The 21,798-nt window shown below is 63.5% G+C and carries 19 protein-coding genes; 14 read left to right on the top strand and 5 right to left on the bottom strand.

Annotated elements, in window-relative coordinates; all coding sequences use genetic code 11:
• Positions 1–122 precede the first annotated feature (122 nt).
• From P6U25_RS34230 to rocF, 3 genes are all read left to right on the top strand, one after another.
• Positions 123–2,642 (top strand): glycogen/starch/alpha-glucan phosphorylase, encoded by a 2,520-nt coding sequence (locus P6U25_RS34230; RefSeq protein WP_407152694.1) that lies wholly within the window; start codon positions 123–125, stop codon positions 2,640–2,642.
• Positions 2,643–2,863: 221 nt separating this feature from the next.
• A complete protein-coding gene (locus P6U25_RS34235; protein ID WP_407149142.1) occupies positions 2,864–3,682 on the top strand; it encodes an acyl-CoA thioesterase in 819 nt (272 codons plus the stop codon).
• Between the two features lie 185 nt (positions 3,683–3,867).
• Complete coding sequence (gene rocF, locus P6U25_RS34240; protein WP_407149143.1) at positions 3,868–4,845, top strand: arginase; 978 nt, start codon at positions 3,868–3,870, stop codon at positions 4,843–4,845.
• Positions 4,846–5,071: 226 nt separating this feature from the next.
• Here rocF and P6U25_RS34245 read toward each other — a convergent pair whose 3' ends face one another.
• The 3 genes from P6U25_RS34245 to P6U25_RS34255 all read right to left on the bottom strand — a co-directional run bounded on the left by P6U25_RS34245 (position 5,072) and on the right by P6U25_RS34255 (position 8,325).
• Complete coding sequence (locus tag P6U25_RS34245) at positions 5,072–6,688, bottom strand: phosphoenolpyruvate carboxykinase (RefSeq protein ID WP_407149144.1); 1,617 nt, start codon at positions 6,686–6,688, stop codon at positions 5,072–5,074.
• Between the two features lie 177 nt (positions 6,689–6,865).
• Positions 6,866–7,126: a hypothetical protein gene (locus P6U25_RS34250; protein ID WP_407149145.1), complete on the bottom strand. Its 261-nt coding sequence runs from the start codon at positions 7,124–7,126 to the stop codon at positions 6,866–6,868.
• 449 nt (positions 7,127–7,575) lie between these two features.
• The gene (locus P6U25_RS34255; RefSeq protein ID WP_407149146.1) at positions 7,576–8,325 is read right to left on the bottom strand and encodes a HugZ family protein; all 750 of its coding nucleotides are present in this window, start codon (positions 8,323–8,325) and stop codon (positions 7,576–7,578) included.
• Positions 8,326–8,563: 238 nt separating this feature from the next.
• Between P6U25_RS34255 and P6U25_RS34260 the strand changes: the two genes are divergently transcribed.
• The 5 genes from P6U25_RS34260 (at position 8,564) to P6U25_RS34280 (ending at position 12,563) form a co-directional block, all read left to right on the top strand.
• Entirely contained in the window at positions 8,564–9,265 is a 702-nt protein-coding gene (locus tag P6U25_RS34260; protein WP_139479670.1) for a response regulator transcription factor, read from the top strand.
• Positions 9,266–9,379: 114 nt separating this feature from the next.
• Positions 9,380–11,188, top strand: coding sequence for a stimulus-sensing domain-containing protein (locus P6U25_RS34265; RefSeq protein ID WP_407149147.1), 1,809 nt, complete (start codon positions 9,380–9,382; stop codon positions 11,186–11,188).
• Entirely contained in the window at positions 11,185–11,751 is a 567-nt protein-coding gene (locus P6U25_RS34270; RefSeq protein ID WP_407149148.1) for an HPr kinase/phosphorylase, read from the top strand. The genes P6U25_RS34265 and P6U25_RS34270 overlap by 4 nt, the downstream gene beginning before the upstream one ends.
• Before the next feature lie 87 nt (positions 11,752–11,838).
• On the top strand, positions 11,839–12,240 hold the full coding sequence (locus tag P6U25_RS34275; RefSeq protein ID WP_021076632.1) for a PTS sugar transporter subunit IIA: 402 nt from the start codon (positions 11,839–11,841) through the stop codon (positions 12,238–12,240).
• Complete coding sequence (locus P6U25_RS34280) at positions 12,237–12,563, top strand: HPr family phosphocarrier protein (protein ID WP_407149149.1); 327 nt, start codon at positions 12,237–12,239, stop codon at positions 12,561–12,563. Before P6U25_RS34275 ends, P6U25_RS34280 begins: the two co-directional genes overlap by 4 nt.
• A gap of 15 nt (positions 12,564–12,578) precedes the next feature.
• Here the strand turns inward: P6U25_RS34280 and P6U25_RS34285 are convergent, their stop codons facing one another.
• On the bottom strand, positions 12,579–14,180 hold the full coding sequence (locus P6U25_RS34285) for a glycosyltransferase family 39 protein (protein WP_407149150.1): 1,602 nt from the start codon (positions 14,178–14,180) through the stop codon (positions 12,579–12,581).
• A gap of 320 nt (positions 14,181–14,500) precedes the next feature.
• Between P6U25_RS34285 and lepA the strand changes: the two genes are divergently transcribed.
• Both lepA and P6U25_RS34295 read left to right on the top strand, forming a co-directional pair.
• Entirely contained in the window at positions 14,501–16,312 is a 1,812-nt protein-coding gene (gene lepA / locus P6U25_RS34290; protein ID WP_407149151.1) for a translation elongation factor 4, read from the top strand.
• 182 nt (positions 16,313–16,494) lie between these two features.
• Complete coding sequence (locus P6U25_RS34295) at positions 16,495–16,827, top strand: hypothetical protein (RefSeq protein ID WP_280974338.1); 333 nt, start codon at positions 16,495–16,497, stop codon at positions 16,825–16,827.
• Positions 16,828–17,074: 247 nt separating this feature from the next.
• On the opposite strand, the gene P6U25_RS34300 is transcribed toward P6U25_RS34295, so the two are convergent.
• Positions 17,075–17,521 carry a methyltransferase family protein gene (locus P6U25_RS34300; RefSeq protein WP_407149152.1) on the bottom strand — a complete coding sequence of 149 codons (447 nt, stop codon included), beginning with the start codon at positions 17,519–17,521 and terminating at the stop codon, positions 17,075–17,077.
• A 247-nt stretch (positions 17,522–17,768) separates the two neighbouring features.
• Here P6U25_RS34300 and P6U25_RS34305 point away from each other — a divergent pair, with 247 nt between their 5' ends.
• The 4 genes from P6U25_RS34305 to P6U25_RS34320 all read left to right on the top strand — a co-directional run bounded on the left by P6U25_RS34305 (position 17,769) and on the right by P6U25_RS34320 (position 21,287).
• The gene (locus P6U25_RS34305) at positions 17,769–18,941 is read left to right on the top strand and encodes an acyl-CoA dehydrogenase family protein (protein ID WP_407149153.1); all 1,173 of its coding nucleotides are present in this window, start codon (positions 17,769–17,771) and stop codon (positions 18,939–18,941) included.
• Positions 18,942–19,169: 228 nt separating this feature from the next.
• Positions 19,170–19,658 (top strand): DUF6714 family protein, encoded by a 489-nt coding sequence (locus P6U25_RS34310; RefSeq protein ID WP_407149154.1) that lies wholly within the window; start codon positions 19,170–19,172, stop codon positions 19,656–19,658.
• Positions 19,655–20,116: a hypothetical protein gene (locus tag P6U25_RS34315; RefSeq protein WP_407149155.1), complete on the top strand. Its 462-nt coding sequence runs from the start codon at positions 19,655–19,657 to the stop codon at positions 20,114–20,116. The genes P6U25_RS34310 and P6U25_RS34315 overlap by 4 nt, the downstream gene beginning before the upstream one ends.
• Positions 20,117–20,615: 499 nt before the next feature.
• Positions 20,616–21,287: a hypothetical protein gene (locus P6U25_RS34320; RefSeq protein WP_407149156.1), complete on the top strand. Its 672-nt coding sequence runs from the start codon at positions 20,616–20,618 to the stop codon at positions 21,285–21,287.
• Positions 21,288–21,798: the final 511 nt, after the last annotated feature.

Raw genomic sequence — 21,798 nt, forward strand, 5'->3', positions numbered from 1 at the left:
ATCATTGTGGCGAAGTGTGGCCTGGCTAGGTGGAACCGGTTTTCGAACTGGTCACGTTCAAATAGAGAGTTGAGATCATGACGCGTGCCATGCGTCGTGATCCGGAAGTCTGAAAGGCAGGGATTGGCGCGTTGCAGGAACAAACAAACTACCCGGCACTGAACCAGCCGGTCGACGAGCTGGCACTGGCCGAAATCAAGAGCGCGATTCTCGCCAAGCTGCGGCTTGCGATCGGCAAGGATGCGACCGTGGCGACCAGGCGCGACTGGTACAAGGCGGCGGCGCTGGCGCTGCGCGACCGTATCGTGCATCGCTGGCTGACCGCCGAAAAACAGAGTTACGACGCCGGTGCCAAGCGCGTCTATTATCTCTCGCTCGAGTTCCTGATCGGCCGCCTGTTCACCGACGCGCTGAACAATATGGGGCTGTTGCCGCTGTTCGAGGCCGCGCTCGGCGATCTCGGCGTCGACCTCTCGGACTTGCGCAAATGCGAACCGGATGCCGCGCTCGGCAATGGCGGCCTCGGCCGTCTCGCCGCGTGCTTCATGGAGAGCATGGCCACCCTCGCAATCCCGGCGATCGGCTACGGCATCCGCTACGATTTCGGCCTGTTCCGCCAGATCATCAATCAAGGCTGGCAGCAGGAATATCCCGACGAGTGGCTCGGCTTCGGCAACCCCTGGGAATTCCAACGGCCGGAGGTAGTCTACAACGTTCATTTCGGCGGCCATGTCGAGCATGTCGACGAGCAGGGCCGCGATCGCGCCGTATGGCACCCGGCGGAAACCGTTGAGGCGATGGCCTACGACACGCCGATCGTCGGCTGGCGCGGCGAGCGCGTCAACGCGCTGCGCCTGTGGTCGGCGCATGCGCCGGATCCGCTCGAGCTCGACGTCTTCAACACGGGCGACTACGTGTCCGCGAGCGCCGAGCAGGCGCGTGCGGAAGCGATCTGCAAATTCCTCTATCCGAACGACGAAAGCGCGGCAGGACGTGAGCTCAGGCTGCGCCAGGAATATTTCTTCGTCTCGGCCTCGCTGCAGGATCTCGTGAAGCGGCACCTCGCATCCGACGGCGGTTTGCGCAACCTCGCGCAGAAGGCCGCCGTGCAGCTCAACGACACCCATCCGAGCCTCGCGGTGGCGGAGTTGATGCGGATCCTGGTGGACTTGCACAATTTCCGCTGGGACGAGGCCTGGAAGATCACCGTCGCCACACTGTCCTACACCAACCACACACTGCTGCCGGAGGCGCTGGAGACCTGGCCGGTCGAGCTGTTCGAGCGGCTGTTGCCGCGGCATCTCGAGATCATCTACCGGATCAACCAGCAGCATCTCGCGCTCGCCGAGGAGCGCTGCCCCGGCGACATCGAATATCGCGCCTCGGTGTCGCTGATCGACGAGAAAAGCGGCCGCCGCGTGCGGATGGGCCAGCTCGCCTTCGTCGGCTCGCACCGCATCAACGGCGTCTCGGCGATGCATTCCGACCTGATGAAGGAGACCGTGTTCCACGATCTGCATCATCTCTATCCCCAACGCATCACCAACAAGACCAACGGCATCACCTTCCGCCGCTGGCTGATGCTCGCCAATCCGGGTCTGACCGCGCTGTTGCGCGAGACGTGCGGTGAGGCCGTGCTCGACGACTTCTCGCTGCTCGAACGGATCGAGGAGCACAGCAGTGACCTCGAGTTCCAGCGGCGTTTCCGCGACGTCAAGCACCACAACAAGCTGGCGCTGGCGCGGTTGATCGGCGAACGCAACAACGTCAAGGTCGATCCGTCAGCGCTGTTCGACGTGCAGATCAAGCGCATCCACGAATACAAGCGGCAACTGCTCAACATCTTGGAGACCATCGCGCTCTACCACGCGATGAAGGACGAGCCGCAGCGCGACTGGGTGCCGCGCGTGAAGATCTTCGCCGGCAAGGCGGCGGCGAGCTATCGCTACGCCAAGCTGATCATCAAGCTGATCAACGACGTCGCCGAGATCGTCAACAACGACGCCTCGCTCGGCGGCAAGCTGAAGATCGCCTTCCTCGCCGACTACAATGTCAGCCTCGCCGAGGTGATTATCCCGGCCGCCGATCTCTCCGAGCAAATCTCGACCGCCGGCATGGAGGCCTCCGGCACCGGCAACATGAAGCTCGCGCTGAACGGCGCGCTGACGATCGGCACGCTCGACGGCGCCAATATCGAAATCCGCGACTGGGTCGGGACGGAGAACATCGCGATCTTCGGCATGGAGGCCGGCGACGTCATGGTCCGCCGCAAGCAGGGACTGGACGCCAGCGACGTGATCCGCAAATCGCCACGGCTGGAACGCGCGATCCGCGCCATCGAGAGCGGCGCGTTTTCGCCAGGCGATCCCGCCCGCTTCGCCTCGATCGGTCACGCGCTGCGCTTTCTCGACCACTACATGGTCTCGGCCGATTTCGATTCCTACTACGATGCGCAACGCGGCATCGACGCGCGCTGGCAGGTAATCCCGGCCTGGACGCGCGCCTCGATCCTCAACGTTGCGCGCATGGCGTGGTTCTCCTCCGACCGCACCATCCGCGAATATGCCGAGGACATCTGGCACGTGCCGGTGCATCCGACCGCGCCGCCACTGCTCGGCACGCGACGCGAGGCCAAGGGGTAATCCCGGAGCGCGGAAATCGATTACGTCCGACGTCATTGAATTCGGCACCGTTGCCGGGGTACTGGTGTTGCGCGTCATTGCGAGGAGCGATAGCGACGAAGCAATCCATGTCTCCGCTTGTGGAAGCATGGATTACTTCGCGGAGCCTGTCATCGGGCGCGCATTCGCGCGACCCGTTGGCTCGCAATGACAGAGACGAACGTCTGCGATCAAGGACTCGTATGCTCACCAAGACCCCGCACCTTTTCGATGAAGCAACGGCCGTCACCGCCGGCGACAGCCGCTGGCAGGGACGCACCAGCCCGGATTACTGGGCGTTCGTCGGGCCGTTCGGCGGCTGCACCGCCGCGACGATCCTGCGGGCTTTGATGCAGCATCCTCAGCGCGCCGGCGATCCGCTGGCGCTCACCGTGAACTATTGCGCGCCGGTCGCCGAGGGCAGCTTCGATCTCGACGTCCGCCTGGTGAAGGCCAATCGTTCGAGCCAGCATTGGTCGGTCGAGATGACGCAGGGCGGCGGCGACGTCGCGACGCTGGCGACCGCCGTATTTGCCGAGCGCCGGCCCTCATGGTCGCACCAGCCGGCCAGCTTTCCCGGCGCCACGCCGTTCGAGCAGCTCCGGTCCTATCCCAAGCTCGCGATGACCTGGGCCAATCAGTACGACTTCCGCTTCGTCGAGGGCGAGCCGAAGCTCGGCAGCGCCGCACCGCAGCAGCCGTCGAGCGCCTATTCAAAACTCTGGATCGCCGACCGGTCACCGCGCAAGGTCGACGCGCTGTCGCTGATGTCGATGTCGGACGCCTTCTTCGGCCGCATCTTCCACGCGCGGCACGAACTGGTGCCGTTCGGCACGGTGTCGCTGACGACCTACTTCCACGCCGATACCGTCGACCTCGACGCGGAGGACACCACCCGCCTGCTCGCGGTGGCCGATGCAAAGACCTTCCACAAGAGCTACGGCGACCAGCATGGTGAATTATGGTCGCCGTCCGGCCGCCTGCTCGCCACCACGACGCAGATCGCCTACTTCAAGGCGTAGCAGCGTGTTCGCGCAAAGCCGACACCGGCTCGCGTGAACGCGGGCTTCAGCTCTGATTCGATCAGAGCCGAAGCCCACGGGAAGGCAAATATCCACATGATCCATCACGGCCGGATTGCCTATTTCATAGGTTGAAGGAACATTGGCGCGTCGCTTCTGTTTCACGCCTTTGGGAGCACTGCCGCATGTCCGAAGCCGACAATTCCAGACCCTCGCGCATCGCGCTGCTTGGCGTTCCCATCGAGATCGGCGCGGCGCAGGCCGGTCCGCTGATGGGGCCCGATGCGCTGCGCACGGCGGGTATCGCGCGCCTGCTCGAGCAACTGGGCTTTTCCGTTGACGACCACGGCAATCTTGCAATCCCGGCTGTCGTTGCCGACGGCCCGGTGCCGGCAAACACCAAATTCTACGACGAGGTGAAGACCTGGACCCGCGCGCTCTCCGAACGCGCCTACTGGCTGGCGCATTCCGGCGCGATTCCGATCTTCATGGGCGGCGATCACTCATTGTCGATGGGGTCGATCAATGGCGTCGCGCGCTACTGGCAGGAGAAGGGCCGGCCGCTGTTCGCGCTGTGGGTCGACGCGCATGCCGACTACAACACGCCGGCCACCACCATCACCGGCAACATGCACGGCATGTCGGCGGCCTTCCTGTGCGGCGAGGACGGGCTCGACAATCTGCTCGGCGGCCTGCCGCGCGCCTCGATTCCGCCCGACCAGCTCGACCTGATCGGCACGCGATCGGTCGATCCGCTGGAGCGCAAATTATTGCGAGAGCGCAACGTCTCGATCGCGGACATGCGCCAGATCGACGAGTTCGGCGTCGCCGTGCTGACCCGTCGCGTGATCGATCGCGTCAAGGCCAAGAACGGCGTGCTGCATGTCTCGTTCGACGTCGACTTCCTCGACCCTGCGGTGGCGCCCGGTGTCGGCACCACCGTGCCCGGCGGGGCGACCTATCGCGAGGCGCATCTGATCATGGAGCTGCTGCACGATTCCGGACTGGTGCGCTCGCTCGATATCGTCGAGCTCAATCCCTTCCTCGACGAGCGCGGCCGCACCGCACGCGTCGCGGTCGAATTGATCGGCAGCCTGTTCGGCCTGCAGATCACCGACCGCCCGACGCCGAGCAACGCAGTGTTGCCGGAGATGGGTGAGTAACAAACAGCGAAGCGGGCTCTGCACCGGTCCCGTCATCCTGAGGAGCGCGTAGCGCGTCTCGAAGGATGCACGGCCCAGCCAGTGCCCGTCGACCCTTCGAGACGCGCGCAAGTGCGCGCTCCTCAGGGTGACGGATCGAGAGGTGCGCTCGTTTGCAGGACGGTCATTGAAAAGGAAAAGGCGGCCTTGAAGGCCGCCTTTTCAGATCGTGCGATCGGTGCGCGGCTTACTCCGCCGCCAGCTTCACTTCCGGCGCAGCGGCGCGGACTTCGGCGTCGACCTGCGCTTCGAACTTGGTAAAGTTCTTCTGGAACATGCCGATCAGCGCACGCGCGGTCTTGTCGAACTCGGCCTTGTCGGCCCAGGTCTTGATCGGATCGAGGATATGCGGCTCGACGCCCGGCAGCGAGGTCGGCACCGCGAAGCCGAAATACCGATCGGTGCGGAAATCGGCATTGCGCAGCGAGCCGTTCAACGCGGCGGTCAGCAGTGCACGCGTCACCTTGATCGGCATGCGGCGGCCGACGCCGTACTTGCCGCCGGTCCAGCCGGTGTTGACCAGCCAGCAATCGACGTTGTGCTTGGCGATCAGGTCGCGCAGCATGTTGCCGTACACGGACGGATCACGCGGCAGGAACGGCGAGCCGAAGCAGGTGGAGAATTCCGGCTGCGGCTCGTTGCCGAGACCGCGCTCGGTGCCGGCGACCTTCGCGGTATAGCCGGACAGGAAGTGGTACATCGCCTGCGCCGGCGTCAGCTTGGCGATCGGCGGCATCACGCCGAAGGCGTCGGCGGCCAGCATCACCACGTTCTTCGGATGCGGCGCGCAGCCGGTGCGCGAGGCGTTCGGGATGAAATCGAGCGGATAGGCCGAGCGGGTGTTCTCGGTCTTGGAGCCGTCGTCGAAATCGGGCACGCGGTCGTTCGCGCCGAGCACGACATTCTCCAGCACCGCGCCGAAGCGCTTGCTTGCAGCGTAGATTTCCGGCTCGGCTTCGCCCGACAGCTTGATGCACTTGGCGTAGCAGCCGCCTTCGAAATTGAAGACGCCGTCCTCGCTCCAGCCGTGCTCGTCATCGCCGATCAGCGTGCGCTTGGGATCGGCGGAGAGCGTGGTTTTGCCGGTGCCGGACAGGCCGAAGAAGATCGCGGTGTCGCCATCGGGACCGACATTGGCCGAGCAGTGCATCGGCATCACGCCCTTCTCGGGCAGATAGTAGTTCAGCGTGGTGAAGACACTCTTCTTCATCTCGCCGGCGTATTGCGAGCCGCCGATCAGGACGATCTTGCGGGCGAAATCGATCGCGACGACGTTCTCCGAGCGTACGCCGTGGCGCTTCGGATCGGCGCGGAAGCTCGGCAGGTCGATGATGGTGAGTTCGGGAACGAAGCTCGCGAGCTCCGACGTTTCGGGGCGGATCAGCAGCGTGCGAATGAACAGCGAATGCCAGGCAAGCTCGGTGAAGACGCGCGTCTTGATGCGATGCTTCGGATCGGCGCCGCCATAGAGATCCTGCGCGAACAGCGTCATGCCTTCGGCGTGCTTGAGGAAGTCGGCATAGAGCGCCGCGAACTGCTCCGACGTGATCGACTGGTTGCCGGCCCACCACATGCTCTTGTCGGTGAGCCCGTCGCGAACCGTAAACTTGTCCTTCGGGCTCCGCCCGGTGAACACGCCGGTGTCCGCGCACAGTGCGCCATCGGCCGAGAGCACCGCTTCATTGTTGCGCAGCGCATGCTCATAGAGCTGGGGCGCGCCGTAATTCCAATGCACGCCCCTGAGATTCTTTAAGCCGAATTTGTCGGCGCCGAAGGCACCGTTATGCACGCCCGTCTCTTGCACGAAGAACCTCCTCGAACCCGCGTATCCTTGCTCGCGCGAATGTCGCCAAACGCGCCCCGCCGCGGTGACCGCCTGTTGAATATAGCCTTCCGGCTCCGGTCCGGCGACCTAATAGTGGGGATCGCCGGGCTTGCCAAGCTAGTCCACCGGGTTTTGGTTTATTCCAAGGCGGGCTCGTCATGTCGCGTATATGCCGCATCGCGGGACTGTTTCGCTTCGCTTTCGCTTTCGTGTCGATTTCACCGGAGTTGCGCGACGTTTGATCGCTGTTTTCCCTGAAATCACAGCATTGCAATGCACAAACGATGCCAGCGCGTGAGGCAGACGCGGTCCGATCAGCGCGAAAATGACCGAGAATGCCGGGTATGCATTTCGCAGCGACGATGCATCGTCGAGACGCTTCGTCAGGACCTGGCGCAACGTCACCACGTCGCGCATGTTGTCCACTCTCGTGTTGCACGGATAGCATCACCCGATCTGCACCGAGCTTCGGTCGCGCAACTTCAGCCACGGCTAACGAGCCATGGCCGAAGCTGAATCATGTCAATGCACAACTGCGGCACAGGTTCCGCAGATGACATCTGATCGTCAGCGGCGCGGCCGTGCCGCGCTGCTGATGATAACGCAATCAGCGACCACTCGGCTCAGTGCTCTACGTCGCGCGCAAATCTTCCCGACGTCATGATCTTTCTTGTGCCGCGTTTTCTTGCGCCGCGTTCGCGCTGTCGGCGACGACAATTCACCGGCGCAAAATGATCGCGCTGTCAGCGTCCCCGGGGCCGACGCCTGCATCGCCAAACGTCCCGCTCGGTCGCGCCGAACAGCAGCCATGCGACACCATGCCTCGTCGCAGCGGCTACGCTCGAGCCGATCGATGGTCCTTTTGATTACCCGCTATGCGATGATCCCTTGGCGCGGGCCTCGGCGGCGAGGCGGATCAGCATCTTGCGCAGTTCAGTGCCGGTCGTGACCCTTTCGGGGAAGTCGAGTCGCAACGTCTTGCGGTCTGCCTGCATGTCAATGCCGTCGGGATCGCAGCCGGTGCAGATCCAATCCGCGCTCTCCGCGCCGAGCAGGCGCGTGGCGTAGAGATTCATCGCCTCGCGGTGATCTTCATTCATATGCGCCGCCGCGCCCTCCTCTGCTTCCAACAGGGGCGCAGCGTCGCTGAGATCGGTGAGGAACTGCTCCGGCTTGAGGTCGATGATCCGGCCGAATCCGGCCACCAGATGGGCTCCGGTGGGCCGGACCCGAAAGAATGCAAAATCCTTAAAATCTACAAAGGCTTCCGCGGAGGGATGGACGCCGAGATAGCGGCGGCGCAGCAGCGGCACCGCAGCCTCAGTGGCCTCCTCCGCCCGCCCTGCTAGCATGATCCGTGCCCCTTCCAGCGGATCGCCTTCAGCGCGTTCGTCCAGCATGAGCGAGACCCTGCCGTCGGCCAGGATGTTCTTCGTATGCAGCGCTAGCCGCGAGATCAGCAGGATCGGCGAGCCGTCCGGATGGGAAGCCAGATTGACCAGCGAGCAGTAGGGATCGCCGCTGCCCGTCATGAGTGTGGCGAGTGCCCCCTGACGGCTGCGTCGAAGCAGCGAGCGGGCGAGCCGAGCGGAGTTGAAATCGGGGGTCGATTGCATGGGCCTATCGGGTCATTTTATTGCGGAACCGGCCGATTTCTGAGCGAAAAAGGGCCTTTCCTCACGATCTCAGGGTGCTATATGGGGTCCAACGCATGGGTCGCAGAAGCGTTTTTTGCGGAACTCGGTCACACTTCAGCCCAGCTTGCATTGCTCGTTGACCGCGTTCGAAGCCCTGTTGTACGGCGCGTCGCTGGAATGCCCGCCGCTTAAGCCACTCTCATTGTGAAAGCAGCACATGCCCACAATCGCCTTGGTCGACGACGACCGCAACATTCTCACTTCCGTCTCGATCGCGCTCGAAGCCGAAGGCTATCGCATCATGACCTATACGGACGGTGCGTCGGCGCTGGATGGTTTTCGCACGTCGCCGCCCGACCTGGCGATCCTCGACATCAAGATGCCCCGCATGGACGGCATGGAGACGCTGCGGCGGCTGCGGCAGAAGTCCGATTTGCCGGTGATTTTCCTCACCTCCAAGGATGAGGAGATCGACGAATTGTTCGGCCTGAAAATGGGCGCCGACGATTTCATCCGTAAGCCGTTCTCCCAGCGCCTGCTGGTCGAGCGCGTCAAGGCTGTGCTCCGCCGCGGCCAGCCCAAGGATCCGACCGCTCCGCCGAAGGAGCCCGACGCCCGTGCGCTCGACCGCGGCCTGCTGCGAATGGACCCCGAGCGCCACACCTGCACCTGGAAGAACGAGCCGGTCACGCTGACGGTGACCGAATTCCTGATCCTGCAGGCGCTTGCCACCCGTCCCGGCGTGGTGAAGAGCCGCAATGCGCTGATGGACGCCGCCTATGACGACCAGGTCTATGTCGACGACCGCACCATCGACAGCCACATCAAGCGGCTGCGCAAGAAGTTCAAGGTGGTGGACGACGAGTTCGAGATGATCGAGACGCTGTACGGCGTCGGCTATCGCTTCAAGGAAGCCTGATCTGCGCTTCCGGGATGCTTTGTTAACTGACAGGGCCCGCGCGGCTGGGGTAACGTCGCGCGGGCGATTACGTGCTTCGCGGGACGACATCCACACCAACCGGCAGCTTTGGCAGTGCTTGATCGAACGCAGCCCGAGCAGGGACTGAACACCGAGGACGCGCTACTGCTCCTCGAACACGATGCAATAGCTGACGACGTGGCGCAGGAAAAAGGCTGGCGGCGCCCGCTCGGCTGGCTGCGCCGTGCCGGTCAGTTTTTCTTCGCGCTGTCGTTCTCGAGCCTGACGCGCCGCATCGTCTCGCTCAACCTGGCCGGCCTCGTCGCGCTGGTCGCGAGCATCCTCTATCTCTCGCAGTTTCGCGCCGGCCTGATCGAGGCGCGCACGCAGAGCCTGATGGTCTATGCCGAGATCATCTCGGAGGCGATCGCCGCATCGGCGACCGTGGAAGGCAACACCGTCACCATTGATCCCGATCGGCTGCTCGATTTGAAGCCCGGCGAGAGCTTCGGTCAGCCCGACGAATCGGCGGACTTCCCGATCAATCCCGAGCGCGTGGCGCCGATTCTGCGCCGCCTGATCGCGCCGACCAAGACGCGCGCCCGCATCTTCGACCGCGACGGCGGGCTGATCCTCGACAGCCGCAACCTGTTCGCACGCGGCGACGTGCTGCGCATGGAGCTGCCGCCGCCGTCAGAGAAGCCGTCGCTGTACGAGAGAAGCAAGATCGCGATCAAGACCTGGTTCAACCGCGGCGACCTGCCGATCTATCGCGAGCTCGGGCCCGAAGGCGGCAAGGGCTATCCGGAAGTCGCAAAGTCGCTCGAGGGATTGAACAGCAGCATGGTGCGCGTCACCGAACGCGGTGCGGTGGTGGTGTCGGTCGCGGTCCCCGTGCAGCATTTCCGCGCCGTGCGCGGCGCGCTGATGCTGACCACGCAAGGCGACGACATCGACCAGATGGTGATGTCCGAACGCCTCGCCATCCTCAAGGTCGGCGGCGTCGCATCCGCGGTCATGATCATGCTGTCGCTGCTGCTGGCAAGCACGATCGCGGGTCCGGTGCGGCGGCTCGCCGATGGCGCCGAGCGTGTCCGCCACCGCATCCAGACCCGCGTCGAAATTCCGGACTTCACCGGGCGCCGCGACGAGATCGGCCATCTCTCCGGCGCGCTGCGCGACATGACCAACGCGCTCTACAGCCGCATCGAGGCGATCGAGATGTTCGCCGCCGATGTCGCCCACGAGCTCAAGAATCCGCTGACCTCGCTCCGATCAGCGGTGGAGACGCTGCCGCTGGCGCGCAACGACACCAGCCGCGCGCGGCTGCTCGCCGTGATCGAGCACGACGTCAAGCGGCTCGATCGCCTGATCTCCGACATCTCGGATGCCAGCCGGCTCGATGCCGAGCTGCAGCGCCAGGACATGGCACAGGTCGACCTGCGCCGGCTGCTGACGACGCTGACCGGCGTCGCCAACGAGACGCGGCTCGGCCACGATGTCGCCGTTGAGGCCCGCTTCGAGGGCCGCGGACCGACCGACACGCTCTCGGTGCCGGGTCATGATTCGCGGCTCGGCCAGGTGATCTCGAACCTGCTGTCGAACGCGCAGTCCTTCTCCAAGCCCGGCGACAAGGTGCGTATCGTCTGCCGCCGCGTCCGCAACGAGGTCGAGATCGTCGTCGACGACGACGGGCCGGGCATCGGCCAGGATGCGCTGGAGCGGATCTTCGAGCGTTTCTACACCGACCGCCCACACCAGGGCTTTGGCCAGAACTCCGGCCTTGGGCTCTCGATCTCCAAGCAGATCATCGAAGCGCATGGCGGGCGCATCTGGGCTGAAAATCGCCATGGCCCTGCCGGCGAGGACGGCAAGCCCACGATCGCCGGCGCACGCTTCGTGGTCAGGCTGCCGACACTATGAGCCGCAACGTCAGCGTGCACGCATCCGCCGTTCTCGTCGGCGAGCGTGCCGTGCTGATCCGGGGGCCGTCGGGCGCGGGCAAGTCCCGCCTGGCGTTCGATCTGATTCTCGCCGGCCGCTCCGGACAGCTTCCGACCGCCATTTTGGTGGGTGACGACCGTGTCCATCTCGACACAGCCGGCGAACAATTGTGGGTCCGGCCGGCACGGGAACTGGCCGGCCTGATCGAGATCCGAGGCCTCGGAATCCGCCGCTGCGACTTTGTCGGGCAGGCCAGGGTCGGGCTCGTCGTCGACTTGGCGGCCGAGGACGCGGAGCGGCTGCCGCCGCCGGAAGCTCTCAAGATCGACCTAAATGGTGTTTTGCTACCGAGAATTCCGGTCGCTGCCGGCTTCCAACCCCTGCCGCTGGTTGTCGCCGCGCTAACGACAACTGAAAGTTCATGTCCCGGTAATCTTGCGGCCGATTGTGGAAAGGGAATTGGTAACCATATCACATCCACTATCGCGTCCGATTTGGTCGGCGCAGCCTCCCCTCTCTATCGCCAGGAACAGGGAGACTAGCCAAGATGCCCTCTTGCGCAGGGCCTCTGGATGGTCAAAGTGGCGCGTTCGTGCGGTGCACCAAAGAGCGCCCACGAGGAGTTTCCGATGATTGGTCTAGTGCTGGTGACCCATGGGCGCCTTGCCGACGAGTTCAGAGCGGCGCTCGAACACGTGATGGGTCCACAGAAACAAATTGAAGCAATTACGATCGGAGCGGAGGACGACTCCGATCTCTGTCGAAGCGACATCATCGAAGCGGTCAATCGCGTCGATAGCGGCGACGGCGTTGCGATCCTCACCGACATGTTCGGCGGCACGCCGTCGAACCTTGCGATCTCCTGCATGAGCCGCCCGAAGGTGGAAGTGCTCGCGGGTATCAATCTTCCCATGCTGGTCAAGCTTGCCAAGGTTCGCGAGGAGCGCTCGTTGCCCGATGCGATCGCGATGGCCCAGGAAGCCGGCCGCAAATACGTCACCATCGCCAGCCGCGTTCTCGCAGGCAAATGAACGACGAAACCTCGGGCGCGAACGAAGTCGGCCCGAGCGTGCCAGCGGGCGCCATTTCCCGTGAGCTCCTGATCGTCAACAAGCGCGGCCTGCATGCCCGGGCCTCAGCCAAATTCGTCCAGACGGTCGAGCGCTTCAACGCCGAGGTCTGGGTCACGCGCGGTAGCGAGACCGTCGGCGGCACCTCGATCATGGGCCTGATGATGCTCGCGGCCGGGCCCGGCACCACGGTGATCGTCTCCGCGAAGGGCCCCGAAGCGCAGGCAGCGCTCGACGCCATCGCCGAACTCGTCGCCGGCAAGTTCAACGAAGAAGGCGCGTAAGGCGCACCGGCGCGGCTACTTCGCCGGCGGCACCAGATAGACCTTCCACACCGTCGACGGGCCCGGATGGCCGCCATAGAAGCGCTGCGTGGTCATCACCAGCGGCTCGGCATCCTTGGCATGCTCCGCCATCCACGCTTCGCACGGCTTCAGGAAGACCGGATCGGTGGTGTCGCAGATGCCGATGAAGCCGTAACGCCTGGCGTCCTCGAGCGGGGCCAATCCGGACGACACTTCGCCGGGCGTGATCGCGGCCGGATGATCGGGACTGTAGAACGTCATCGGCTCGCTGATGTCGGAGCGAGCGGCGACGACGGCCCAGCGCGAATGGAATTTGGCCTGCCAGGTCTGGGTCAGCTCACGCGCGAGCTCCGAGCGGGCGGCATAGGTCGAGGCTGTGTTGTGGCTGGACGCCATCTCCTGCGTCGCGATGCTCGGCGCGGCGAATAGCATGGCGACCGTAATTACGAACCAGATCGCGGTGATGGTGAACAGCGCCATGCGCGGAATCCGCACCCGCGGGATCGCGACCAGCGCGAGCGGCACCAGGAAGAACAGCGGAATGCCCCAGTCGGTCTTCATGTAGACGGTGAACGCGAGTGCGCCGAGCGGCGGCCCGATCGCGACGATGATCTGGATGATCCAGACGTTGAGCGCCTGTGCGCGATTGAGCTCCGGATTGGAGCGGTTCGACCAAAGGAGCCGCGCGGGCCGCCACGACAGCGAGCTCAATGACAGCGCCAGCAGGCCCAGCAGCACCGGCGCGGCGAGCAGCCCGAGATTGTGCCCGATATAGCCGATCACGAGCTCGACGTTGAGCGCGCGGCTCGACAGCGCGTAGACGTCGCCGGCGTAGGTGAGCGGCAGGAAATCCACCTCCTCCAGCCACACCAGATGCGGGATCATCAGCACGGCCATCGTGCCGATCGCAACCCACGGCGCCGGCGAGCGCAGGAAGGCCAGCCGCTGTGGATGGATCAGCGCGGCAAGGCCGATCGCGCCGATCATGGTCAGCACCCAGTACTTGGTCATCAACGCCAGCGCGCCGGCGAAGCCGAGCAACAGGCCGGATCTCACGCTCCGCTGCTCGAACGCGTTCAGATAGGCCAGCACGAGCAACGGCAACGGCACGAGCTGCGCCAGGTCGGCGTTGTACTTGAAGCCCTTGAAATTGAAGATCGGGTACAGCGCGAGCATCACCACGCTGAAAAACGCGCGGCGGCGATCGACGACGCGCAGCGCGATCAGCCAGCAGACCACCATGGCGAAGCTCACTGTCGCCATCGCAAGCGCATAGGTCGACCAGTTGGCGACCGGGAAGAACTTGAACCAGACGCCGGCCATCCAACCTGACAGCGGCGGATGCTTGCCATAGCCGAGCAGGAAGCGCTGGCCCCAGCCATAGGCTTCGGCAACGTCCATGTGGACGTCCTGCGCCGCCTTGAGCTTGATGAGGATCGCCGTCCACAGCACCGCATGAACGAGCGCGAAGCTGATCACGAGCCACAGGCCGGTCTGGGGATCCGTCGCCCGCGAGACCAGCCACGCGGCCACTCGACGGATCGTCAGCCGGCGGTTCGCGCGCCGCGCGGCGGGAAGATAGGAGGCAGTCGACATGGTCAGCGCCTACGGCATGATCCGGACAAGTGCGAAGCGGTGTTCCGAAAAGATCATGCCCAACAGGAAGCCACAGCGCGATGATGTCTCATTCGGATTTCACCGCCCTTTAGCGCGTTTTTGCCGCCAGTGAAATCAGCTTGGCGTGAGCTGCGCCTCGAGCGTCCGGCGCCTCGACAGATCCAGGGTTGGGCGGCCTCGGACCTGGCAGAACAGGCCGGGGAAACAATGACGGTGCCACCCGTGATTCGCGGTCACACCGCTGCAAAATACCGCAATATGGTTGCCGCTTGGGGGGTGCGGATGCTATCCCGCGCCCCATGACAACCGCCCCGATTTCCAACATCCGCAACTTCTCCATCGTCGCCCATATCGACCATGGCAAATCGACCCTGGCCGACCGCCTGATCCAGATGACGGGCGGACTGTCGGATCGCGAAATGGCGGGCAAGGAACAGGTGCTCGATTCCATGGACATCGAGCGCGAGCGCGGCATCACGATCAAGGCGCAGACCGTCCGGCTGAACTACCACGCCAAGGACGGCAAGGATTACGTCTTCAACCTGATGGACACGCCTGGCCATGTCGACTTCGCCTACGAGGTGTCGCGGTCGCTGGCGGCCTGCGAGGGTTCCCTGCTGGTGGTCGACGCCAGCCAGGGCGTCGAGGCGCAGACGCTCGCCAACGTCTACCAGGCGCTCGACAACAACCACGAGATCGTGCCGGTCCTCAACAAGGTCGACCTGCCCGCCGCCGAACCGGAGAAGGTGAAGCAGCAGATCGAGGACGTGATCGGCATCGATGCATCCGATGCCGTGATGATCTCGGCCAAGACCGGGCTCGGCGTGCCCGACGTGCTGGAGGCGATCGTCACCCGCCTGCCGCCGCCGAAGGGCGACCGCGACGCGACGCTGAAGGCGCTGCTGGTCGATAGCTGGTACGACGTCTATCTCGGCGTGGTCGTGCTGATCCGCGTGGTCGATGGCGTGATGAAGAAGGGCCAGCGCATCCGCATGATGGGCACCGGCGCCGCCTACGACATCGAACGTGTCGGCTTCTTCACCCCGAAGATGGAGCAGGTCGAGGAGCTCGGCCCCGGCGAGATCGGCTTCATCACCGCGGCGATCAAGGAAGTCGCCGACACCCGCGTCGGCGACACCATCACCGACGACCGGAAGCCGATCAGCGAGATGCTGCCGGGCTTCAAGCCGGCGATCCCGGTGGTGTTCTGCGGCCTGTTTCCGGTCGATGCCAACGACTTCGAGACGCTGCGCGCGGCGATGGGCAAGCTGCGGCTGAACGACGCGAGCTTCTCCTACGAGATGGAAACGTCCGCCGCGCTCGGCTTCGGCTTCCGCTGCGGCTTCCTCGGCCTGTTGCATCTGGAGATCATCCAGGAGCGGCTGTCGCGCGAGTTCGACCTCAACCTGATCGCGACCGCGCCGAGCGTCATCTACAAGATGAAGCTCACCGACGGCAGCGAGCTTGAGATCCATAACCCGGTCGACATGCCCGACGTGGTCAAGATCGCCGAGATCGACGAGCCGTGGATCGAGGCCACCATCCTCACCCCCGACGAATATCTCGGCAGCGTGCTGAAGCTGTGCCAGGACCGCCGCGGCTCGCAGAAGGAGCTGACCTATGTCGGCACCCGCGCGATGGTGAAATACGACCTGCCGCTCAACGAGGTGGTGTTCGATTTCTACGACCGCCTGAAGTCGGTCTCCAAGGGCTACGCCTCGTTCGACTATCATTTGACCGACTACAAGCCGGCCGACCTCGTGAAGATGCAGATCCTGGTCAACGCCGAGCCGGTCGATGCGCTGTCGATGTTGGTGCATCGCACCCGTGCCGAAGGCCGCGGCCGCGCCATGGTCGAGAAGATGAAGGAGCTGATCCCGCCGCACATGTTCCAGATTCCGATCCAGGCGGCGATCGGCGGCAAGGTGATCGCGCGCGAAACCGTGCGCGCGCTGCGCAAGGACGTCACCGCGAAGTGCTACGGCGGCGACATCACGCGCAAGCGCAAGCTTCTGGAGAAGCAGAAGGAAGGCAAGAAGAAGATGCGGCAGTTCGGCAAGGTCGACATCCCGCAGGAAGCCTTCATCGCCGCGCTCAAGGTGGATAGCTGAGACATCGTCACGGCGCCGATCCGGCCTTAACCCAAAATCTCGAAAACAACCCCATGCAAAGTAGCCGGAAGTGGATATCAGGCGTGCTACCGGACGCGCGCATGATGTCCATCGTTGTCTCAGCAACAAAACGCACCATGATTTGAATCGCCATCGCGTGGCGGTCCGATTAAGCTTCGATCATGTTGCGCATCCTGTCCCTCCTTGTCGTCATCCTCGCATTGCTGCAACCGGACCTGAGCTCGGCCGCGTCGTCGAAGAAGCGGCATGGCAGCACGCGCTGGCATGGCTACGGCTTCCTGCCCGGCTACCGGCAGCCGCCCAATCCGACCATTCCGGTGCTTGGTCCGCGCGGCGCCGCCCGCGGCTACCCGGACTATGCGCCGCAGTACTGGTATGGCGGTGATTGGCACTATTTCGGCCGGCCCGGCTTCTATCGCGGCCGCTACAATGGCGGCAGCTTCGGCCCGTGCTGGACCTGGACGCCGATCGGCCGCGCCTGGAATTGCGGATAGAGCATGATGGGATCATGTTGACCAACAGCTCGGGGGCACCTCTCCCCGGCGGGATATGGCTATCGCATTTGGGGAGAAAAGCGCCCTGCGGCCATCCTTCGAGACGCCCGCCTGTGGCGGGCTCCTCAGGATGAGGTCTTGTTTTGCGGCACAATAGTAGACCCTCATGGTGAGGAGCGCCGCCTGCGGCGCGTCTCGAACCACGAGGCCGAGTACGCACGCAGCCTCCCAAGGCGGCATATGCGATTCAGACCCAGCGCCGCACCCGGGCGACATAGTCATCATAGGCCGCGCCGAACTGGCGGCGCATCTTGGCTTCCTCGAAGGGAATGTGCACCCAATTGGCGGTCGCGAACACCGCGACCGGCGCAATCAACATCGGCCAGGCCCCGACCCATATCGCGATACCCAGCGCGAGCAGCACGAGGCCGGAATACATCGGATTGCGGGTGAAGGCGTAGGGACCGCTGGTGACCAGCGCGCGATTGGTCGGCGATGTCGGTTCGATCTCGGTGCCCTCGCGCCGGAACAGGAGGAACGCCCACACCGGCGCGATGAACGCGATCACCACCAGCGCGATCCCGAGCAGCGGAATCGGCAGGCCGGGAAGCGCCGGCCAGCCGAGCCACCAGCTCAGCGCCGCGCCAACAACGAGATAGATCAACGTCCAGATCGGCGGAGGGAGCTTGAGCATGGCCGAACCTCACTGGGATGGAACGCACAACCGGCATCTGAGCTGCGGCTACCACAAAAACATGTTCGCCCTGCGTCCGTTGCGACGGTCCACTCCACCGATCCGGACACATCTCGTACCGCCCCGACCGTCGCGCGACTTCGATGGCTGCTCTGCGATGATGCCACCCCGCCTTGCCCTCTTCCACCGGATAAGCCACCATCGTGCCCCCGCCCACCAAGAATGTGAAAAGGGGCAGAGGACACGCATGAGCAGGCCGCAGGGTTTCGACCTCGTCGAACGGGCGCGCGCGCTGGCGCCGCTGATCACAAGTGAAGCCGACGAGATCGAGCGGACGCGGCGGCTGACACCGGCGGTCACGTCGGCGCTGGTGGAGAACGGGCTCTATCGCGCGCTGCTGCCGAAGCGCTTCGGCGGCGCCGAGGCGGCATTGGACGCCTTCATGCAGATGCAGGAGGAGATCGCCAAGGTCGACGCCTCCACCGCCTGGTGCCTCGGCCAATGCAGCGTCTGCGCTATGACCGCGGCCTATCTCGAGCCCGACGCCGCCAACGCGATCTTCAACACCGCACCCGGCATCCTGGCCTGGGGCGCGATCGCCCATGAGGTTCGCGCCGAGCCGGGCGGCTACCGCGCCAATGCGCGCTGGGATTTTGCTTCGGGCTCACGGCAGGCGAGTTGGCTCGGCGCCCATGTCCGCGTCGTCGAGGCCGACGGCTCACAGCGCAAGAAGCCTGACGGCTCGGCGGAAATCCGCACCATCCTGTTTCCGGTGTCGTCGGCAACCATGCACGATGTCTGGGACGTGATCGGACTGAAGGGCACCGGCACCGATTCCTACTCGGTCGAGAATCTCTTCATCCCCGAACAATTCGCCGCGCTGCGCGACGATCCGACCGCGCTCCGCGAGGCAGGCCCGCTGTACAAGCTCTCCACCAATATGGTGTTCAGCATGGGCTTTGCCGCCACATCTCTGGGCGTCGCGCGCACCACGCTGGACGCGGCGACCGAGCTTGCGCGCGGCAAGACACCACAAGGGCTGAAGGCGATGCGCGACAACAACGCCGTGCAGGGCCTGATCGGCCGCACCGAGGCGAGCCTGCGCGCTGCCCGCGCCTATCTCTATGCGACCGCAAACGACGTCTGGCAGGATCTCGCCCGCGGCGATCCCTTGACCGAGGCGCATCGCGTCGCGATCCGCATCGCCTCGACCTGGACCATCCATCAATCGGCGGCGGTGGTCGACACCGCCTATCACATGGCCGGCGCCACCGCGGTGTTCGCAAAAAATCCGTTCGAGCGGCGCTTCCGCGACATGCACGCGATCGCCCAGCAGATCCAGGCGCGCGACACCCAGTATGAAGACGCCGGCAAGGCGATCCTGTCGGGCAATCTGGCTGCGCCGCCGACCGCACGCTAAGGCGTGATGAAGTCGGATGAACCAGGCGCGTACTCGTAGATCCGCCATGTCGGCTCTGCCCAAGAAACCGGACAGGCCAAGACTAGACAGGCGCTTCATCGCTCGAAGCTTGCCGCGCTCGGGAACCAAATGGAAACCAACTCCTTGGGCAGGCTCTTCAAAAGAGCGACGCGCTTGCTACAACTTCGTTAGTGAGTGGGTCTGAAGCCGCGAGCAGTGTGCATCGTCATGACAGTGGACGAACTATCTGAACGCATACACATCGCGTTTCCGGTCAAGCCAGTGCCCAAAAGGTTTTGGATCGGTGATAGTCAACCGCTCGTCGGTGACATTCCAGAAGAACTTGCCAAGCGGATCGCGCATCGTCCTTGGGTTGACGTAACGATGCTAGATTGGACAATGACGAGTGCTCAGGCGAGCACTGCTAGAGCGTATATCGATCCGAATGCCTTTCGATACTATTTGCCATCCCTTTTGGTCGGCGGTTTGAGTGATTTCGGATATATCGATTGGCCTCTCGAATGTCTTTTGCCAGCGGGCAGGAAACGCCGAACGACCGGAAACTGGTGGCAGGACTTTTGGACTGGTTTCACTGAGCAGCAGATGGATGCCGTCCAGGCCTATTTGATCGGCGTTCGATCGATGCTTCGAGAGTCAGTGCATCTCAGCGAATTGCACTTTATCGATGAGGCTCACCTGATCTGGGGTCGCCGATGACAACGCTGCGCATCTACGATTATCGCGATGGAGCTCTGGCGCTTGATCTTCGCGACCTGATCGATTTGCTTGCTCCTCGCTCACTCGAAGCTAGTTGGACGGTTTCGCCCGTCAGGATGAATCATCTGGAGCTTGGCCGTTCCTTTGATGAATTCATGATCACGGGACCAGGTCAGCCGGGACAGGACCAGTTGGAGCTACTCGCGGCCAGTGGTTCATCAGTCAGCGGTGCAACGCTTTCGGAGGCTGCTCAGGAAACATGGCAGGTCATTTGGGGGCAATTCGTCGCGACCCTCCCGGAACAGCGCGACGCATGGGTCGTCATACGCGCGATAGACAGCACTTTCTACGAGGTCACATCGTCGGACGAAGCGGTACTCAGTGCCATTCGATCGACTTATAAGGACGTGAGAGTTGCATCGCGCCCTGCGACTTCCTCTCCGATTGAGCGCATCTGAAGTGGAAGGAAGCAGGTCCTCGATGTCGGCTGTGGATCATTCTCCACCGATTTCGACGCGGCTTTCCGATGTCCGCTCATTCTCGGGAAGCGGACATCGGACTGCTGGCGCTTCTGGGTACGCGCCCTAACGACCGCGAGGACGCTGCGCTCCCTCGCCCCGTACTTACGGGGAGAGGGTTGGGGTGAGGGCCGTCTCCGCATATGCGGCCATAGCTGCATTTGCGGAGACTCCCCCTCACCGGAACGCATCTCACGATGCATTCCGACCTCTTCCCGCACGCGGGGCGCGGTGAAGCGGAGTCACGGCTCGTTCTAGGGCGCGTACATCCACCATGTCGCCTCTATCCCCTAAAACCGGACATCGCCGGGTGACCACGGCATGCCCGTTTTGGGCCCAGAAGCGGAAGTCACGTTTGGCTGGAGAACAGGCAAGCTTCTGTTAACGCAATGGCCATGATTGTGCACATTGCGCTGGACAAACGCTTAAGTTGCTTCCCATGAAGCGCTTCCTGCTTGTCACCCTGATAGTGCTCGTCGCTGCCTTCGCGACCTATAAATTCTTCTATCCGACCTACACTTATCGCTACCGCTTAACCGTCAATATTGAGACGGACGGCAAACTCCACTCGGGTTCAAGTGTAGTCGAGGTGGTCTGGTATGCGCACGTTCTGCCAGAGCTGGTATCATTTTCACCCGAATTGCGCGGGCAGGCGGCGCTAGTTGATCTTGGAGAGCATGGCGTAGTGGTTGCGACGTTAACAGCCGATGATTGGGGTTGGCATAATAGCAATGCGGGTTGGGGCGCACTCTGGCTTGTTCCTCGCGCATTTGGCGTCAGGGACTCAAATGAAGGGCTGTCCAAACTTGTAAATCTCCACGGCAAACGCGAACTCGCCCTCGATAATCTCCCACGTTTGTTGTGGCTCTCAAATCCGCGAGACCCAACAACAGCTAAGACGATAAGTATAGACGATATACCGTCCGACTTCGGCTCCTCGGCCAAATTTGCGGGAGCATCCGTTGAGATCACAAGCGATCCGCTCGTGGCCAACATCCGCGAAGCGCTGCCGTGGATTACATCGCTGGAGGGCAAGCCCGCAGGCAATGATCGGATCTACCCGAATAATCTTAGCATCGGCCGTTACATGTTTATTGGAAACGCCTCGTGAGATCGGACGTCCGCAACGGGTCATTCTCGACCGATTTCAACGTGGCTTCGCGATATCCGCTTATTCTCCGGAAGCGGACATCGGACCGCTGGCGCTCATGAGTACGCGCCTTAACGACCGCGAAGATGCTGCGCTCCCTCTCCCCGTGCTTACCGGGGCTATCGCATATGCCGCCTTCGCCTTCGGCGGCTGCGCACATATTCGGCCTCGTGGTTCGAGACGCGCCGCAAGCGGCGCTCCTCACCATGAGGGTCTACTATGGTGCCGCAAAACAAGACGTCATCCTGAGGAGCCCGCCAAAGGCGGGCGTCTCGAAGGATGGCCACGGGCGCTTTTTCCCCCAAATGCAATTGCCCTACCCCTGCGAGGGACGGCTGGGTAGGCTATCGCGCGAATCCCATCGCGGAGAGAGCCCCCACCCGCCGCGCTCCGCGCGTCGGCCTAAGAGCGAGCTTCGCTCGTCTCGACCCCGCAAGCGGGAGAGGCGAAGCGAGTCCGCGGTCCGACTTGT

Source organism: Bradyrhizobium sp. ORS 86, assembly GCF_045571475.1.
Classification (GTDB): domain Bacteria; phylum Pseudomonadota; class Alphaproteobacteria; order Rhizobiales; family Xanthobacteraceae; genus Bradyrhizobium.

What these genes read in the sequence shown, in the direction of transcription:
- P6U25_RS34235 (WP_407149142.1), top strand. Translation starts at nt 2,864, where the DNA reads ATGCTCACCAAGACCCCGCACCTTTTCGATGAAGCAACGGCCGTCACC.
- rocF (WP_407149143.1), top strand. Translation starts at nt 3,868, where the DNA reads ATGTCCGAAGCCGACAATTCCAGACCCTCGCGCATCGCGCTGCTTGGC.
- P6U25_RS34250 (WP_407149145.1), bottom strand. Translation starts at nt 7,126, where the DNA reads ATGCGCGACGTGGTGACGTTGCGCCAGGTCCTGACGAAGCGTCTCGAC.
- P6U25_RS34255 (WP_407149146.1), bottom strand. Translation starts at nt 8,325, where the DNA reads ATGCAATCGACCCCCGATTTCAACTCCGCTCGGCTCGCCCGCTCGCTG.
- P6U25_RS34260 (WP_139479670.1), top strand. Translation starts at nt 8,564, where the DNA reads ATGCCCACAATCGCCTTGGTCGACGACGACCGCAACATTCTCACTTCC.
- P6U25_RS34270 (WP_407149148.1), top strand. Translation starts at nt 11,185, where the DNA reads ATGAGCCGCAACGTCAGCGTGCACGCATCCGCCGTTCTCGTCGGCGAG.
- P6U25_RS34275 (WP_021076632.1), top strand. Translation starts at nt 11,839, where the DNA reads ATGATTGGTCTAGTGCTGGTGACCCATGGGCGCCTTGCCGACGAGTTC.
- P6U25_RS34280 (WP_407149149.1), top strand. Translation starts at nt 12,237, where the DNA reads ATGAACGACGAAACCTCGGGCGCGAACGAAGTCGGCCCGAGCGTGCCA.
- P6U25_RS34285 (WP_407149150.1), bottom strand. Translation starts at nt 14,180, where the DNA reads ATGTCGACTGCCTCCTATCTTCCCGCCGCGCGGCGCGCGAACCGCCGG.
- lepA (WP_407149151.1), top strand. Translation starts at nt 14,501, where the DNA reads ATGACAACCGCCCCGATTTCCAACATCCGCAACTTCTCCATCGTCGCC.
- P6U25_RS34295 (WP_280974338.1), top strand. Translation starts at nt 16,495, where the DNA reads ATGTTGCGCATCCTGTCCCTCCTTGTCGTCATCCTCGCATTGCTGCAA.
- P6U25_RS34300 (WP_407149152.1), bottom strand. Translation starts at nt 17,521, where the DNA reads ATGCTCAAGCTCCCTCCGCCGATCTGGACGTTGATCTATCTCGTTGTT.
- P6U25_RS34305 (WP_407149153.1), top strand. Translation starts at nt 17,769, where the DNA reads ATGAGCAGGCCGCAGGGTTTCGACCTCGTCGAACGGGCGCGCGCGCTG.
- P6U25_RS34310 (WP_407149154.1), top strand. Translation starts at nt 19,170, where the DNA reads ATGACAGTGGACGAACTATCTGAACGCATACACATCGCGTTTCCGGTC.
- P6U25_RS34315 (WP_407149155.1), top strand. Translation starts at nt 19,655, where the DNA reads ATGACAACGCTGCGCATCTACGATTATCGCGATGGAGCTCTGGCGCTT.
- P6U25_RS34320 (WP_407149156.1), top strand. Translation starts at nt 20,616, where the DNA reads ATGAAGCGCTTCCTGCTTGTCACCCTGATAGTGCTCGTCGCTGCCTTC.